Raw genomic sequence first — 14,434 nt, forward strand, 5'->3', positions numbered from 1 at the left:
GCCCGCAGGATTCGCGTCTCGCGACACATATAGGCCGACAAAACTCGGCGCTTCCAATGGAGAATCTCATGAATCAGTACAAGCTCTTGATCGGCGGCCAACTGGTCGACGGCGCCAGCACCATGGACGTCATCAACCCCGCTACCGGCAAGGTCTGCGCGCAGTCGCCGCGCGGCAGTGTCGACCAGGCCAATGCCGCGGTGGCCGCGGCCAAGACCGCGTTCCCGGCCTGGTCGACCACCCCGGTCGAGGAGCGTCGCGGCGCCCTGGTGCGGCTGGCCGAGGCGATGGAAGCCAACATCGAAAAGCTCGCCGAGCAGCTGACCACCGAGCAGGGCAAGCCGCTGGCCGACGCGCGCGTGGAGATCGGTGGCGCCGCCGCGTTCATCCGCTACTTTGCCAGCCTGGATTCCCTGTCCAAGGTCATCGAGGACACCGACGTGCGCCGCGTCGAGCAGCACCGTCGCCCGCTCGGCGTGGTGGCCGCCATCATCCCGTGGAATTTCCCCATCCTGCTGCTGTGCGGCAAGCTCGGCCCGGCGCTGCTCACCGGCAACACCATGGTGGCCAAGCCGGCGCCGACCACGCCGCTCACCACCCTGCTGCTGGCCGAGATCATCAACGGCATCCTGCCGCCGGGCGTGTTCAACGTGGTCACCGACGCCAACGACCTGGGCGGCGTGCTCACCGCGCATCCGGACGTGCGCAAGGTGTCGTTCACCGGCTCCACCGCCACCGGCAAGAAGGTCATGGCCAGCGCCGCCGATACGGTCAAGCGCATCACCCTGGAACTGGGTGGCAACGACGCCGCCATCGTGCTCGACGACGTCGACCCCAAGGAATCGGCTGCGGCCATCTTCGGCGGTGCGTTCGCCAACAACGGCCAGGTGTGCCTGGCGATCAAGCGCCTGTACGTGCACGAGTCGATCTACGACGAAATGGTCGGCGAGCTGGTCAAGCACGCCAACGCGGCGGTGGTCGGCAATGGCCTGGAAGAGGGCATCCAGATCGGGCCGCTGCAGAACAAGATGCAGTTCGACAAGGTGCGCGGACTGGTGGACGAAGCGCGCAAGAGCGGCAAGATCGTGGCCGGTGGCCAGGTCGATGACGGCGGCGGCTACTTCATCCGTCCCACCATCGTGCGCGACGTCACCGATGGCGATCGAATCGTCGACGAAGAGCAGTTCGGCCCGATCCTGCCGGTGATCAAGTACAGCGATCCGGAAGATGCGCTCAAGCGCGCCAATGCGTCGACTTTCGGCCTGGGTGGTTCGGTCTGGGGCAAGGATGCCAAGCGCGCTGGTGGCTACGCCGCACGCCTGGAAACCGGTACCGCCTGGGTCAACAAGCACATGGATATCACCCCCAACGTGCCCTTCGGCGGCGCCAAGCAGTCGGGCATGGGTGTGGAATTCTCGGAAGAAGGCCTGGCCGAGTTCACCCAGATCCAGGTGATCAACATCGCCAAGTAAGCGTTATTCGTTGAAATGAGGAAGGCGGCCCGCGGGCCGCCTTCTTCTTTTGTCGGGCGACGTAAGTGGAGCTCGCCGCGTGGCGGCAAAGACGCTGACGAGGTTCCGCGCCAGGGCGCCCCGCGATTCGGCTCAGGCGGCTGCCTTGCGCACCGCCGCGCGCTTGAGCGGCGTGACCTTGGGCGAATCGTGCAGGTGGTCCACCTGCACCCAGCGGATGACCTGGATACGGCCGTTGAAATCTTCGGCCAGGGCGGTGCAGCTTTCCACCCAGTCGCCGCTGTTGAGGTATTGCACGCCATCGATGTCGCGAATCTCGGCGTGATGGATGTGGCCGCAGACCACGCCGTCGAGGCCGCGGCGGCGGCATTCGCGCGCCACGCTTTCCTCGAATTCCGACACGATGTTGACGGCGTTCTTCACGCTGTTCTTGGCAAATGCCGACAGCGACCAGTAGCGCATGCCCAGCAGGCGTCGCAGCTGGTTGAAGCGGTGGTTGGCGCGCATCGTCAGGTCGTAGGCGGTGTCGCCGATGAGCGCAATCCAGCGGTGGTAACGGGTGATGACGTCGAAGGCGTCGCCGTGAGTGACCAGCAGGCGATGGCCGTCGGCGGTGTGGTGCACGTGTTCGTTGACCACGCGCAGATTGCCGATGGCCAGGCCGAAGCCGACGAACTTGCGCAGGAACTCGTCGTGATTGCCGGTGACGTACCAGATCTTGGTGCCGCGCTTGGCCTTGGTGAGCACCTTGCGCACGACGTTGGTGTGCTCCTGCGGCCAGAACCACGCGCCCTGCAGTTTCCAGCCGTCGATGATGTCGCCGACCAGGTAGAGGTTCTCGCACTCGGTGTGCTTGAGGAAGTCCACCAGATGTTCGGCCTTGCAGCCGGGCGTGCCCAGATGGACGTCGGAAATCCAGATGGTGCGGTACTTCTTGAGCTTGCTTTCGTTCTTCCTGGCCACGGTCTAGGCCTCCTCGATGTCGTCATTGGTCATTCGATGAGCATGGAGGGGCGCCTTGAAGCGATTGTGAAGCCGGTATGACCGTCTCGTGACAGCTGCGCTCGCTTATGCTGGGCGATGCCCACCGAACCGATCGATCCGAATCCGCCCCTGTTCATCGTCATCAACGTCCGCTCCGGCAACCGGGACACCGAGCGCACGGTTGACGCATTGCGCGAGGTCTTCGAACAGGCCGGCCGTGCGCACCGTTTTATTTCGCCCGAAGGCAGCCAGACCATCGTCGATGCGGCCCGCCGCGCGGTGCGGCAGGCGCAGGATTGCAACGGTGTGGTGGTGGCGGCCGGCGGCGACGGCACCATCAATGGTGTCGCTCAGGCCGTGCTCGGCAGCGGTTGCGTGTTTGGCGTGATCCCGCTCGGCACATTCAACCTGTTCGCGCGCACCCACGGTATTCCGCTGGAGCCTGCCGAGGCCGCGCAGGTGCTGATCCGGGGGTTGCCGCAGCCGGTACAGGCCGGCAAGGTCAACGATCACGTGTTCCTCGTCAACGCCAGCCTGGGCCTGTATTCCAACCTGCTGGAAGACCGCGAAGCCTTCAAGGCGCAACTGGGTCGCAGCCGCCTGGTCGCCGCAGGAGCCGGCCTGCGCAGCCTGTTCCGCGAACATCGGCAGCTGCGCCTGCGCCTTGACCAGGACGGGCGCATGCGATCGGTGCGCACGCCTTCTCTGTTCGTCGGCAACAACCGCCTGCAACTGGATCGTCTGGGCGTGGACGAGGCGCCGCTGGTGGAGCAGGGCCGGCTGGTGGCGCTGGTGGTGCGCGCGATCGGCACCGTGGCCTTGCTGGGTCTGGCGATGCGCGGCGCGCTCGGTCGCCTGGGCGAGACCGAGAATATCTTGCGCCTGCCCACCCGCGACCTGACCGTGGCGGTGGGTCGTCGCCGCCGCATCAAGGTCGCAGTGGACGGCGAAATCCTGACCCTGGGTGCGCCGCTGCGCTTCGCGGTGGCGGACACGCCGCTGATGCTGCTCAAGCCGCTGCCGCAGCCGTTGCCGGAGCCGGATGCGGCATGAACGTGCTGCTGCAGATTTCGGATCCGCACTTCGGCACCGAACGCCCTCAGATACTGCAGGCGCTGTGCGAGCTGGTGCGGCAGCAGCAACCCGGGGTGCTGGTGTTGTCCGGCGACATCACCCAGCGGGCACGTCGTGCGCAATTCGACGCCGCGCAACGCTTCGTGCGCGAGCTGGCGATCCCGCAGGTGCTGGCGCTGCCCGGGAATCACGACATTCCATTATTCAACCTGTGGAGACGCCTGTTCGATCCGTATGCCGGTTTCCGTCGCGCGTTCGGACACCAGCTGGAGCCGGTGCTGGACACTCCCGACTTGTTGGCGATCGCGGTCAAGACCACGCGTCGTCGACGCCACTGCGATGGCGAGGTCTCGCCAGCGCAGGTGGAGCGCGTCGCCTCACGGCTGCGACAGGCGCAGCCCCGGCAATTACGGGTGGTCGTGACCCATCAGCCGGTGGACGTGCCGCGCGCGCAGGACGAGCACGACCTGCTGCACGGTCACGCCGAGGCCGCTCAGACCTGGGTTGAAGCGGGCGCCGATCTGCTCATGGGCGGGCACATCCATCTGCCGTTCGTACGGCCGCTGCAGCAGCGCTTCGCGGCGCTGAAACGACGCGCCTGGTGCGTGCAAGCTGGCACCGCGGTATCTGCGCGCGTGCGGGCCGAAGCGCCCAACTCGGTCAATCTTCTGCGTTACGCCGGTGGTTTGCCGCCGCGCTGCGTGGTGGAGCGCTGGGACCACACGGTAGCCACCGGGCACTTCGAATGTGTGCAGCGCGACGATCTGGCGGTACAACGCAGCTGATCGGTACCTGCGCCCTTGTCGGGTCTGTCGTGGCTCGGCGACCATCGCGGCATGCAAGACCTTGCCCGCTGGGTGGCGGCACACCCCGTCGAAGTGCTGATCGCCGCGGTGTTGCCGCTGATGCTGTTGGTCTGGCTGCTCAGCCTGGTGCTGCAGCGGCTGCGCCAGCCGTTGTGGCGCAGCCTGCTGTATCGCTGGCAGCGGCTGGCGCGACATCCGCGGCTGCGTTCGTTGCTGCAGCGGTTCCCCGCACTGGGGCGTATCGAGGCGCCGGCGGCGACCGCCGGCGGTTACCTGCTGCTGGATCTGCTGTTCGGTTTCGCGCTGGCGCTGGGAGCCGCCACGACATTCTTCGCCCTGGCCGACGAGATCGGCATCGACGAGGGCATGGGGCGCTTCGATCGCGCGCTGGCCGCCGAACTGGCGGCCAGCGCATCACCCGAGCTGCTGCAGGGCTTTGCGCGGATCACACGCCTGGCCGACGTGGAGGTGCAGACCGTTATCTGCATCGGTGTGGCTGCGCTGCTGCTGTGGCGCCGCCGGCGACTGCTGGCGGTGACCTGGATTGCAGCCGTCGCCGGCAACGGGCTGATGACGCGCCTCTTGAAATGGATTTTTGCGCGCGACCGGCCGTTGCACGACCACGGCGTGGCGCTGGCGCATGGCTACAGTTTTCCCAGCGGCCACGCCTCCGGCGCCATGGCGGTGTACGGCATGCTGGCTTATCTGCTGATCCGCGCCACGCCCGGGCTATGGCATGTGCCGATCGCTCTGAGCACGGCGGCGGTGGTGCTGTCGGTCGGTTACAGCCGCGTGGTGCTGCAGGTTCATTACTTCAGCGACGTACTGGCAGGGTTTGTCGTCGCCGCGGGCTGGCTGGTGGTCTGCATTGCCGCCGCGCGCCTCATCCGCGCGCATCGGCGCGCCCTGGCGGTGGCTGATCGTGGTCCTGCGGGCGGCGGGTGACGACCGTAAGGGGGAATCCTCGTCGCGCGACTGCCTGTGAGGCCAGACTCGCGCAGGCCGATGCTTCTGTGCGGCTGCGTAGCCAGCCACACGAGCCGGGCCGCGGATCGCAGCCCTGCCCGATGACGTGCTCCCGACCGGCGCCACCGCGGCAAGAATTGCGCGAACGAGTGCCGACGCGAGGCGGTGGCGCCAGCCCTACGGTCAGCCGCGTTCGAACCTCAGCGCTCCCTCGTCAACCCGCACCTGTACTCGATCGCCGGCGCCGAAGCGACCGTCGAGTATCGACCGCGCCAGCGGGTTTTCAACCAGCGCCTGGATCGCGCGCTTGAGCGGCCGCGCGCCGTATACCGGGTCGTAACCAGCCTGGGCCAGCAGGTCCAGTGCCTGATCGCCGAACGACAATTCGATACTTCGTTCGCGCAAGCGCTGCGCCACACGCTCGGTCTGCACGCGCGCGATGCTGCGGATCTGCGTCGAGCCCAGCGGGCTGAACACCACGGCCTCGTCGATGCGGTTGATGAACTCGGGCCGGAAATGCGTGCCGACCACGGTCATCACGCCCTCCTTGATGGCGGCGTAATCGAAGCGGGTGCCGTCCTTGCCCAGCATGTCCTGGATCAGCTGCGAGCCGAGGTTCGACGTCATCACAATCACCGCGTTGCGGAAGTCCACCGTGCGACCCTGGCCGTCGGTGAGGCGGCCGTCGTCGAGCACCTGCAGCAGCACGTTGAACACTTCCGGGTGCGCCTTCTCGACCTCGTCGAGCAGCACGACGGAGTAGGGGCGGCGACGCACGGACTCGGTGAGCTGGCCGCCCTCTTCGTAGCCGACATAGCCCGGCGGCGCGCCGATCAGGCGCGCGACGCTGTGGCGCTCCCCGTACTCGGACATGTCGATGCGCACCATCGCCTCGTCGGTATCGAACAGGAAGGCCGCGAGTGCCTTGCACAACTCGGTCTTGCCCACGCCGGTGGGACCGAGAAACAGGAAGGAGCCGATCGGGCGATTCGGATCGGACAAGCCGGCGCGTGAGCGGCGGATCGCATTGGCCACCGCGGTCACAGCCTCGTCCTGGCCGACCACGCGCTCGTGCAGCGCATCTTCCATGCGCAGCAGCTTTTCGCGCTCGCCCTCCATGAGCTTGGATACCGGGATGCCGGTCCAGCGCGCGACGATGTCCGCGATCTCTTCCTCGCCGACACTGGTGCGCAGCAGCTTCTGCTCGCCGGGCTTGCCCTCGGGCTTCGGCGCATCGGCGGGCGAGGCCGCGAGGCGGCGTTCCAGCTCGGGAATCCGGCCGTACTGAAGTTCAGCCATGCGCGCGAGATCGCCTGCGCGGCGCGCCGCTTCCATATCCGCGCGGGCACGCTCCAGTTCTTCCTTCACGCTCGCGCTGCCGGCGACGCTGGCCTTCTCGGCCTTCCAGCGCTCTTCCAGATCGCTGTACTCGCGTTCGAGCTTCGCGATGTCCTTTTCCAGCTCGGCGAGCGAGCGCCTGGCACCCTCGTCCTCTTCCTTCTTCAGCGCTTCGCGCTGGATCTTGAGCTGGATCAGGCGACGATCGAGGCGGTCCAGCGCCTCCGGCTTGGAATCGATCTCGATACGGATGCGCGAGGCGGCCTCGTCCATCAGGTCGATGGCCTTGTCCGGCAGATTGCGATCGGTGATGTAGCGATGCGACAGCTTGGCCGCCGCGATCAGCGCACCGTCGGTGATGTCCACGCCGTGGTGGACCTCGTAGCGCTCCTTGAGCCCGCGCAGGATCGCGATGGTGTCCTCCACGCTCGGCTCGCCGACGAACACCTTCTGGAAGCGGCGTTCGAGCGCGGCGTCCTTCTCGATGTACTTGCGATACTCATCGAGCGTGGTCGCGCCGATGCAGTGCAGCTCGCCGCGCGCGAGCGCAGGCTTGAGCATGTTGCCGGCGTCCATCGCGCCCTCGGCCTTGCCCGCGCCGACCAGGGTGTGGATCTCGTCGATGAACAGGATCACCTGGCCCTCGGTTTTCGCGAGGTCGGTCAGGACGGCCTTGAGACGCTCCTCGAACTCGCCGCGGTACTTCGCGCCGGCGATGAGCGAGCCAAGATCGAGCGTCAGCAGGCGCTTGTTCTTGAGCGACTCCGGCACCTCGCCGTTGACGATGCGCTGGGCCAGCCCTTCGGCGATGGCGGTCTTGCCCACGCCCGGTTCGCCGATCAGCGCCGGGTTGTTCTTGGTGCGCCGAGACAGCACCTGGATGACCCGGCGGATTTCCTCGTCGCGGCCGATCACCGGGTCGAGCTTGCTCTTGCGTGCGCGCTCGGTGAGATCGATGGTGTACTTCTCCAGCGCCTGGCGCTGGTCCTCGGCATTGGCCGAGTCCATTTTCTGACCGCCGCGCACGCGCTCGATGGCCTGTTCGACCATTTCCTTGCGCGCCCCGGCCGCCCGCAGCGCCTCGCCTGCAGCGCCCTTGTCTTGGGTCGCTGCCAGGACGAAAAGCTCCGAGGAGATGAACTGGTCGCCGCGCTGCTGCGCCAGCTTGTCGGTCAGATTGAGCAGTCGGGTCAAATCCTGCGACACCTGGATGTCGCCCGTGGCCTGACCGAGCCGCGGCAGCCGTTCCAGCGCCTGCGCCAGGCGCGAGCGCAACAGATCCGAATTGACGCCGGCGGTCTGCAGCAGAGGAAGCACGCTGCCGCCGTCCTGCGCGAGCAGCGCGGACAACACGTGAATCGGTTCGATGGCGGCATGATCGCGGCCCAGTGCCAGGCTTTGCGCCTCGGCCAGGGCCTCCTGAAAACGACTGGTGAGCTTGTCGGCACGCATGGGTGAACTCGAAATGGCAATGGGCTGTTGATGGCGCCGCCAGTGCCCGATTCAAGGTGCGCGGCAGCGCCCGCAGCGCCCGCAGGGCTCGCAGCGCCCACGGCCAGGGGTCGAGCCTCCTGAACCATCTGTTATTCTGCCCACCCTCCAGGAAAATCCGTTCGATAGGGCCTGGAGCACTGGATTGCCGATGAGCCGATCACGCGCAATGCTCCCGCTGTGGATAGGCCGCATGCTGGCACTTGCGCTGCTGCCCGCCCTGGCGATGACAACCGCGGCCCAAAGCCCGGGACCTGCGTTGCAGAAGCCCACACCAGTCGTTGCAGATCCGGCGACCGTGAGCCTGGCACCGGGTGATGTGGTGACGGTGAACGTGTTCGGTCGCCCGGAGCTGACTACCACGGTCTACGTCTCGGATCGTGGCGAGATCGACGTACCCCTGGCCGGACCGATCCAGGTCGCCGGTCTGTCACCTTCGCAGGCTTCCGAACGGGTGGCGACGGCCTACCGGCAGGGCCAGTTCTTGGTCGACCCGCAGGTCAACATCGTGCTTGCGGGTTTGCGTAGCCAGCAGATCAGCGTCCTTGGCGAGGTGGTCAAGCCCGGGCGCTATCCCATCGATACCCGCACCACCGTACTCGACGCTTTGGCGCAGGCGGGGGGAATCAAGGAAGTCGGCGCCCAGAAAGTGTTCGTGCTGCGGCGGGCAGGCGAGGACACGCAGCGTCTTGAAATCGATCTCGCCGGCGTGTTCGAAACCGGTTCGGGGCCGATTGCGGAGCTGCGTGCAGGCGATACGCTGATCGTGCCGCGGGCGCGCCTGTTCTACATCTACGGCGAGGTGCGTTCGCCCAACTCCTACGTCCTGCGTCCGCACCTCACCGCGATCGAGGCGATCTCCATGGCCGGGGGCCTGACGCCACGGGGGTCGAGCCGCCGTATCGAGGTCAAACGCAAGACCGCCGACGGCGAACTGCAGACCCTGTCGCTGGACTTAGACGACGCCATCCAGGCCGACGACGTGATTAACGTCAAGGAGCGCTTGTTCTGATGAGCGCGCTCGACCTCTACGCCGCACAGGACTCGCCGCGCGATCGCGATCTATTCGCGCCGGTGATGTCGCTCAAGCAATTGTGGGTGATTCTGTGGGCGTATCGCTACGTGCTGGTCGCGGTGCCTTTCCTGTTCGGGGTGATCGCCATCGGGCTGGTCAAGTACGTCATCCCCAAGAATTACCAGGCGAGGACAACGCTGTTCGTGGCCTTCGCCAGCAACGATTCTATTTCCGCCGGCGAACTGGCGGACTCCAACAGCTGGGGGTTCATCTCCACGCAGATCGAACTGATGCGCGAGCCCTCCACACTGGGGACGGTGGTGGAGAGTCTGCGCCTGCACGAGAACAAGGATTTCCTGGCCGGCTACAGCGGCGATGGCTCGCCCGAGAGCGTCAAGCGCCATGCTGCGACCGTGCTCAATACCCGACTGAGCATCTACCCGGGGCAGGGCACACGCTTCATCTATCTGTATGCGCAAGACCGCAATCCGGTGATGGCCGCCACCATTGCCAATGCCGTCGCCGACTCCTACGTGGACACGCAGTTGCGGCAGATTGTGGAACCGGTCAAGCAGCGTATTGCGCGCTATAGCGAGCAGATCGAGACCCTGCGCGCCAATGTCGAGGCCGCGCAGACCAAGGTGGCCGAATTCCGTCAGCGCACCGGCTTGGTCAGCCTGGGTGGTGTGGACTCCGAAGGCGCGCGCCTGGCCGACATGGAGCGCCGGCTGAGCGAGGCCTCGGCACGACGGCAGGACGCCGAGCTCCGCCTGCGGCGCGTGCGCCAGGGCGACGCCGCGGTGGTCAGCTCGCCACTGGTGCAAAGCCTCAAGGCGCAGTTGCAGGCCAAGGAAGCCGAGACCTCCGAGCTGGCCGAGAGCCTGGGTCCGCGACACCCATCGATGGTGGCGCTGCGTGCCGAAAGCCTGCAATTGCGCGAGCAGCTCGATCGCGAGATGCAGGTCCAGGTGAGCAGCGGACGTGCCGAGGTGGAGGCGCTGGCAGCGGTCGAGGCGGATCTGCGGCGACAGCTGGAGGCACAGCGCGGCAAGGTCATGAGCACGCGAAAACTGCAGGACGAGGGCTCCAGTCTGTTGCAGGGCCTGGACTCGGCAACCAAGGTGTATCAGGCGGCGATGGATTCGTTCGAGCGTGCCCAGTTCGGCACTCAGATGGCCGCCAACAACGTCAACATCATCAATCGCGCCACGCCGCCGACCAAGCACATGCCCGGCGGCCGCAAGAAGATCATTCTGGCGGTGGGATTGGGCGGAATGCTGGCGGGCGGCGGATGCCTGCTCTACGAGCTACTCAACCGGCGGGTGCGCTGCCGCGAAGACCTGGAAAGCGATCTGGGCCTGCCGGTGCTGATCGAGCTGCGCCGGGCTTGAACACGCCGTCGCCGCCAGCGCGGGAAGCGGCTGCGGAAAAGCCGCCACCGGAGCCTTCGGATCTGTCCGCGGCCTTGGCCCGCCGTGGCGGGCTGAGCAAGGACGACTTGCGCCGGGTTGCTCTGGTACAGGACCAGTTGGGCCTGGGCTTCATCGAGGCGGCGATGCGCCTGGGGCTGATCGCGCAGGCCGATCTTGATGCGGTGCTGTCGGGAAATCCGGTCGAACGGGCCCAGCCGACCCACGCGGTACGTCCTGCGACCGCATTGACGAGCGCGCAGGACCCTTTCGATTCCTTTGCCGAGAACATCCGCGCGCTGCGTACCGAATTGCTGGTCAGAGCGCCGACAGGCGAGGCCAACGTGCTGGTGGTGATGAGCGCTGCGTCGGGCGACGGCAGATCGCGGCTGGCGGCGGAGCTGGCGGTTTCGTTTGCGCAGTTGGGACAGTCGACCCTGCTGGTCGACAGCGATCTGCGCAAGGCAGGGCAGCACCATCTGTTCGGGGCGAATAACCATGAAGGCCTGGCGCAGGCGCTGGCGCAGGGCCGGGCACCGACCTTGCAGCCCGTGATCGGGCTGCCGAGCCTTTCGCTGCTCACCGCCGGCTCCAAGGCCGCAACGCCGCTGGAGCTGTTATCCGATCCGATACTGGGCGAACTGCTGCTCGGCTGGAAACGGCGGCATCGCCACATCATCCTGGACACGCCACCGACCTCGCTTTACTCCGACGGACTGGCGGTGGCGACCTACGCCGGGCGGGTGCTGGTGGTGTCGCGCAAGCACCAATCCCGCATGGCGCCAATGCGCGACATGATCCAGCGCCTGGGGTCCGCCCGGGCGACCGTGGTAGGCGCGGTACTGAACAATTTCTGAGCCGTGTGAGGGCTCAGTAAACCGGATCGTCCAGCAGCCGCAGTAAATATTCACCGTAGGTGCTCTTGCGCAGCGGCTGGGCCAATGCGGTCAGTTGAGCATCGTCGATCCAGCCCTGACGCCAGGCGATTTCTTCCGGGCAGCACAGCTTGAGTCCCTGGCGCTTTTCCAGGGTTTGCACGAACTGGCCGGCGTCGATCAGCGACTCCAAGGTGCCGGTGTCGAGCCAGGCATCGCCGCGCCCCATTTTCTCCACGCTGAGCGTCCCTTCGGCTAGGTAATGGGCATTGACGTCGGTGATCTCGAGTTCGCCGCGCGCCGAGGGGCGGACGGTTTGCGCCACGGCGACGACCTGGGCGTCGTAGAAATACAAGCCGGTGACGGCATAACGGCTGCGTGGATGGGTTGGCTTTTCCTCGATGCCGATGGCGCATCCGTTGCGGTCGAACTCGACCACCCCGTAACGCTCTGGGTCCTGCACCGGATAGGCGAATACGGTGGCGCCGTGGCGGCGGCCGGCGGCGCGCTGCAATCGCTCGGCGAGATCATGGCCGAAGAACAGGTTGTCGCCCAGGATCAGCGCGCAGGGGCTGTCGGAGACAAACGACCTTCCGATCAGGAAAGCCTGCGCCAGACCCTCGGGTGCCGGTTGCACCGCATAGCTGATGTGCAGACCCCAGCGCTGGCCATCCCCGAGCAGGGCTTCGAACTGCGGGGTGTCGCGCGGCGTGGAGATCACCAGCACCTCGCGGATGCCTGCCAGCATCAGCGTGCCGAGCGGGTAATAGATCATCGGTTTGTCGTAAACCGGCAGCAGCTGCTTGGACACCACAGTCGTCAGCGGGTGCAGGCGGGTGCCGGATCCGCCGGCCAGGATGATGCCTTTCATCGAAGGGGTACCCGTGCGCTTCGTGGTGATCTCCGATGAAAGCATACTTGTGGTCGATTTCGTATCGACCATGGATCGGCCGGGCGAGCGCCGTGCGCGCCGAACGCGGGTAGAATTGCAATTGAACGAACGTCCGGCGCCGTCCGGACCACGGATTTATCGATGAGGAGCAAGCTGATGAGACAGCAGTGGATAGCCGGCTGGGCCGTTGTGTTTGCGCTTTGTTCGAGCGCGCCGCTGTCGGCCAAGGTCCCGCCGGAAGAAGCGGCCAAGCTGGGCGAGACGCTGACCCCGGTGGGTGCGGAGAAGGCCGGCAACGCCGATGGCACCATTCCCGAATGGACACCCGCTGCGCGTCGGGGGCCGCTGTCCGGCGAATACCCCAACGATCCCAAGATCGACGGCGAGAAGCCGCTGTTTGCCATCACCAAGGCCAACCTTGAGGAGTATCGCGACAAGCTCACCCGCGGGCACCAGTACCTGCTGGAAACGTTCGACACGTACAAGATGAACGTCTATCCCAGTCACCGTGTGGTGTCGTGGCCGGACGAGATCTATGCCGCCACCAAGGAGAATGCGACGAGCTGCGAGATGATCGGCGTCGACTCGCCGGACAACTGCAAGCAGGGCTTTCCGTTCCCGATTCCGCAGACAGGCGCCGAGCCCATGTGGAATCACAAGCTCAAGTGGCGCGGCGAGAACGCCACCCGCTACAACAACCAGATGATCGTGCAGACCAGCGGCGATTATCAGTTGACCAAGATCGTGGAGGACGTGACCTTCGGCTATGCCTCGATCAAGAATCCGGTGCCGCTGACCAAGGACTCCGGCGAGTTCCTGCGGTATCTGTCGAAGACCGTGGCGCCGCCGCGTCTGGCCGGCACCTACATCCTGGTGCACGAGAAAGCCGGGACCGGTGCCGGAGGCCGGCAAGCCTGGCTGTACTCGCCCGGCCTCAAACGTATCCGTCGCGCGCCCACCGTGTGCTGCGACAACCCCTACGAGGGGACCGACGGTCACCAGTTCTACGATCAGGTCGACATGTTCAACGGCGTGCTCGAACGTTACGACTGGAAGCTGCTCGGCAAGCGCGAGATGTACGTCGCCTACAACTCCAACAAGATCGCCGGCAACACCATCCAGTACAAGGATCTGGTCAAGCCCCGCCATCTGAACCAGGATCTGCCTCGCTACGAACTGCACCGCGTCTGGGTGGTGGAGTCCAATATCCGTCCGGGCACCAGCCACACCTTCAAGAAGCGCGTGTTCTACATCGACGAGGATGGCTGGAACATCGTGGCAGTGGACGCCTACGACAACCGCGATCAGCTCTACCAGTTCCAGGAAGGTCATCTGATTTTCGCCCACAACATTCAGGCTTCGTCGACCATTCCTGAAGTCATCTATCACTTCAACTCCGGTCGCTACTTCATCACTGCGGCGATCAACGAGGACAAGCCCTACGACCTGTTGACCACCTTCCCGAGCGATTACTTCACTTCCGCCTCGGTGCAGAAGTCGTCCACCAAATAGGACCGCATCTACAGAAGCAGCGTTACGCCGCCGGCCTTGTGCCGGCGGTCTCTTGTGCGAGATCCGTGATGAAGTTCGAAGAGCGCCACACCTTTGAGCAGCCCGCTGAGACGGTCATGCGCATGTACACCGACCGCGCGTTCTTCGACCGCAAGTACGAGGCGGTTGGTGCTTTGGAGTGCGAATTGCTGGAGCACAGCAGCACCGCGGAGTGCTTCGTGGTGGAGTATCGACTGGTGATGAATTCGGATGCGCCGATCCCGGAGGTGGCCAGGAAGATACTCGGCAGTACCGTCAAGCTCACTCAGCGCGATACCTGGGATCCGGCTACGCGCACCGGGCGACTGGACATCGTCATCAGCGGCGCGCCGGTCAAGGTCGGCGCCGACATGAAAGTAGTGGACGAGCAGGGTCGTGGAGTCAACATCCAGTCGTGGTCGGTCGACTGTCGCATCCCGCTGGTGGGTGGCAGAATTGCCGCCGCGCTGGCCGAGGACATCAAACTCAAATCCCGGCGCGACATGGAAGTGTCGCGCCGGATCATTCTGGATTACTGAGCTGCCGCTGCGCTGGCGCAGCACAGCACAGCGGCTCAGCGCC

12 protein-coding genes are annotated in these 14,434 nt (G+C 65.6%); 9 read left to right on the top strand and 3 right to left on the bottom strand.

The annotated features are described in order from the left end of the window. Positions 1–68: 68 nt before the first annotated feature. Positions 69–1,472: an aldehyde dehydrogenase family protein gene (locus tag ACOOHP_RS20430; protein WP_420468315.1), complete on the top strand. Its 1,404-nt coding sequence runs from the start codon at positions 69–71 to the stop codon at positions 1,470–1,472. A 132-nt stretch (positions 1,473–1,604) separates the two neighbouring features. Here ACOOHP_RS20430 and ACOOHP_RS20435 read toward each other — a convergent pair whose 3' ends face one another. Beyond that, a complete protein-coding gene (locus tag ACOOHP_RS20435) occupies positions 1,605–2,435 on the bottom strand; it encodes a UDP-2,3-diacylglucosamine diphosphatase (RefSeq protein ID WP_420468316.1) in 831 nt (276 codons plus the stop codon). 117 nt (positions 2,436–2,552) lie between these two features. Here ACOOHP_RS20435 and ACOOHP_RS20440 point away from each other — a divergent pair, with 117 nt between their 5' ends. The 3 genes from ACOOHP_RS20440 to ACOOHP_RS20450 are packed head-to-tail and all read left to right on the top strand — an operon-like array spanning position 2,553 to position 5,281. After that, positions 2,553–3,509: a diacylglycerol/lipid kinase family protein gene (locus ACOOHP_RS20440; protein WP_420468317.1), complete on the top strand. Its 957-nt coding sequence runs from the start codon at positions 2,553–2,555 to the stop codon at positions 3,507–3,509. After that, a complete protein-coding gene (locus tag ACOOHP_RS20445; protein WP_420468318.1) occupies positions 3,506–4,315 on the top strand; it encodes a metallophosphoesterase family protein in 810 nt (269 codons plus the stop codon). The genes ACOOHP_RS20440 and ACOOHP_RS20445 overlap by 4 nt, the downstream gene beginning before the upstream one ends. 51 nt (positions 4,316–4,366) lie before the next feature. Beyond that, positions 4,367–5,281: a phosphatase PAP2 family protein gene (locus tag ACOOHP_RS20450; RefSeq protein ID WP_420468319.1), complete on the top strand. Its 915-nt coding sequence runs from the start codon at positions 4,367–4,369 to the stop codon at positions 5,279–5,281. Positions 5,282–5,485: 204 nt separating this feature from the next. On the opposite strand, the gene clpB is transcribed toward ACOOHP_RS20450, so the two are convergent. Further along, positions 5,486–8,092, bottom strand: a complete 2,607-nt coding sequence (gene clpB, locus ACOOHP_RS20455) for an ATP-dependent chaperone ClpB (RefSeq protein ID WP_420468320.1) — start codon at positions 8,090–8,092, stop codon at positions 5,486–5,488. Positions 8,093–8,282: 190 nt separating this feature from the next. On the opposite strand from clpB, the gene ACOOHP_RS20460 reads away from it, so the two are divergent. From ACOOHP_RS20460 to ACOOHP_RS20470, 3 genes are read left to right on the top strand one after another with little or no spacing between them, the layout of a single operon-like run. Beyond that, positions 8,283–9,143: an SLBB domain-containing protein gene (locus ACOOHP_RS20460; RefSeq protein ID WP_420468321.1), complete on the top strand. Its 861-nt coding sequence runs from the start codon at positions 8,283–8,285 to the stop codon at positions 9,141–9,143. Next, on the top strand, positions 9,143–10,537 hold the full coding sequence (locus ACOOHP_RS20465; RefSeq protein ID WP_420468322.1) for a Wzz/FepE/Etk N-terminal domain-containing protein: 1,395 nt from the start codon (positions 9,143–9,145) through the stop codon (positions 10,535–10,537). Before ACOOHP_RS20460 ends, ACOOHP_RS20465 begins: the two co-directional genes overlap by 1 nt. Further along, a complete protein-coding gene (locus ACOOHP_RS20470) occupies positions 10,534–11,412 on the top strand; it encodes a CpsD/CapB family tyrosine-protein kinase (RefSeq protein ID WP_420468323.1) in 879 nt (292 codons plus the stop codon). Before ACOOHP_RS20465 ends, ACOOHP_RS20470 begins: the two co-directional genes overlap by 4 nt. 13 nt (positions 11,413–11,425) lie before the next feature. Here ACOOHP_RS20470 and rfbA read toward each other — a convergent pair whose 3' ends face one another. Continuing rightward, positions 11,426–12,301: a glucose-1-phosphate thymidylyltransferase RfbA gene (gene rfbA, locus ACOOHP_RS20475; RefSeq protein WP_420468324.1), complete on the bottom strand. Its 876-nt coding sequence runs from the start codon at positions 12,299–12,301 to the stop codon at positions 11,426–11,428. 162 nt (positions 12,302–12,463) lie between these two features. Between rfbA and ACOOHP_RS20480 the strand changes: the two genes are divergently transcribed. Both ACOOHP_RS20480 and ACOOHP_RS20485 read left to right on the top strand, forming a co-directional pair. After that, positions 12,464–13,834, top strand: a complete 1,371-nt coding sequence (locus ACOOHP_RS20480) for a DUF1329 domain-containing protein (RefSeq protein WP_420468325.1) — start codon at positions 12,464–12,466, stop codon at positions 13,832–13,834. A gap of 68 nt (positions 13,835–13,902) precedes the next feature. Further along, a complete protein-coding gene (locus ACOOHP_RS20485; RefSeq protein WP_420468326.1) occupies positions 13,903–14,391 on the top strand; it encodes a DUF2505 domain-containing protein in 489 nt (162 codons plus the stop codon). Positions 14,392–14,434: the final 43 nt, after the last annotated feature.

This window comes from Panacagrimonas sp. (assembly GCF_965216805.1).
In the GTDB taxonomy this organism is placed as follows: Bacteria; Pseudomonadota; Gammaproteobacteria; order Nevskiales; family Nevskiaceae; genus Panacagrimonas.

Bases quoted from the DNA above. Each gene is read 5' to 3' on its own strand.
- ACOOHP_RS20430 (WP_420468315.1), top strand. From the start codon at position 69: ATGAATCAGTACAAGCTCTTGATCGGCGGCCAACTGGTCGACGGCGCC.
- ACOOHP_RS20440 (WP_420468317.1), top strand. From the start codon at position 2,553: ATGCCCACCGAACCGATCGATCCGAATCCGCCCCTGTTCATCGTCATC.
- ACOOHP_RS20445 (WP_420468318.1), top strand. From the start codon at position 3,506: ATGAACGTGCTGCTGCAGATTTCGGATCCGCACTTCGGCACCGAACGC.
- ACOOHP_RS20450 (WP_420468319.1), top strand. From the start codon at position 4,367: ATGCAAGACCTTGCCCGCTGGGTGGCGGCACACCCCGTCGAAGTGCTG.
- clpB (WP_420468320.1), bottom strand. From the start codon at position 8,092: ATGCGTGCCGACAAGCTCACCAGTCGTTTTCAGGAGGCCCTGGCCGAG.
- ACOOHP_RS20460 (WP_420468321.1), top strand. From the start codon at position 8,283: ATGAGCCGATCACGCGCAATGCTCCCGCTGTGGATAGGCCGCATGCTG.
- ACOOHP_RS20465 (WP_420468322.1), top strand. From the start codon at position 9,143: ATGAGCGCGCTCGACCTCTACGCCGCACAGGACTCGCCGCGCGATCGC.
- rfbA (WP_420468324.1), bottom strand. From the start codon at position 12,301: ATGAAAGGCATCATCCTGGCCGGCGGATCCGGCACCCGCCTGCACCCG.
- ACOOHP_RS20480 (WP_420468325.1), top strand. From the start codon at position 12,464: ATGAGGAGCAAGCTGATGAGACAGCAGTGGATAGCCGGCTGGGCCGTT.
- ACOOHP_RS20485 (WP_420468326.1), top strand. From the start codon at position 13,903: ATGAAGTTCGAAGAGCGCCACACCTTTGAGCAGCCCGCTGAGACGGTC.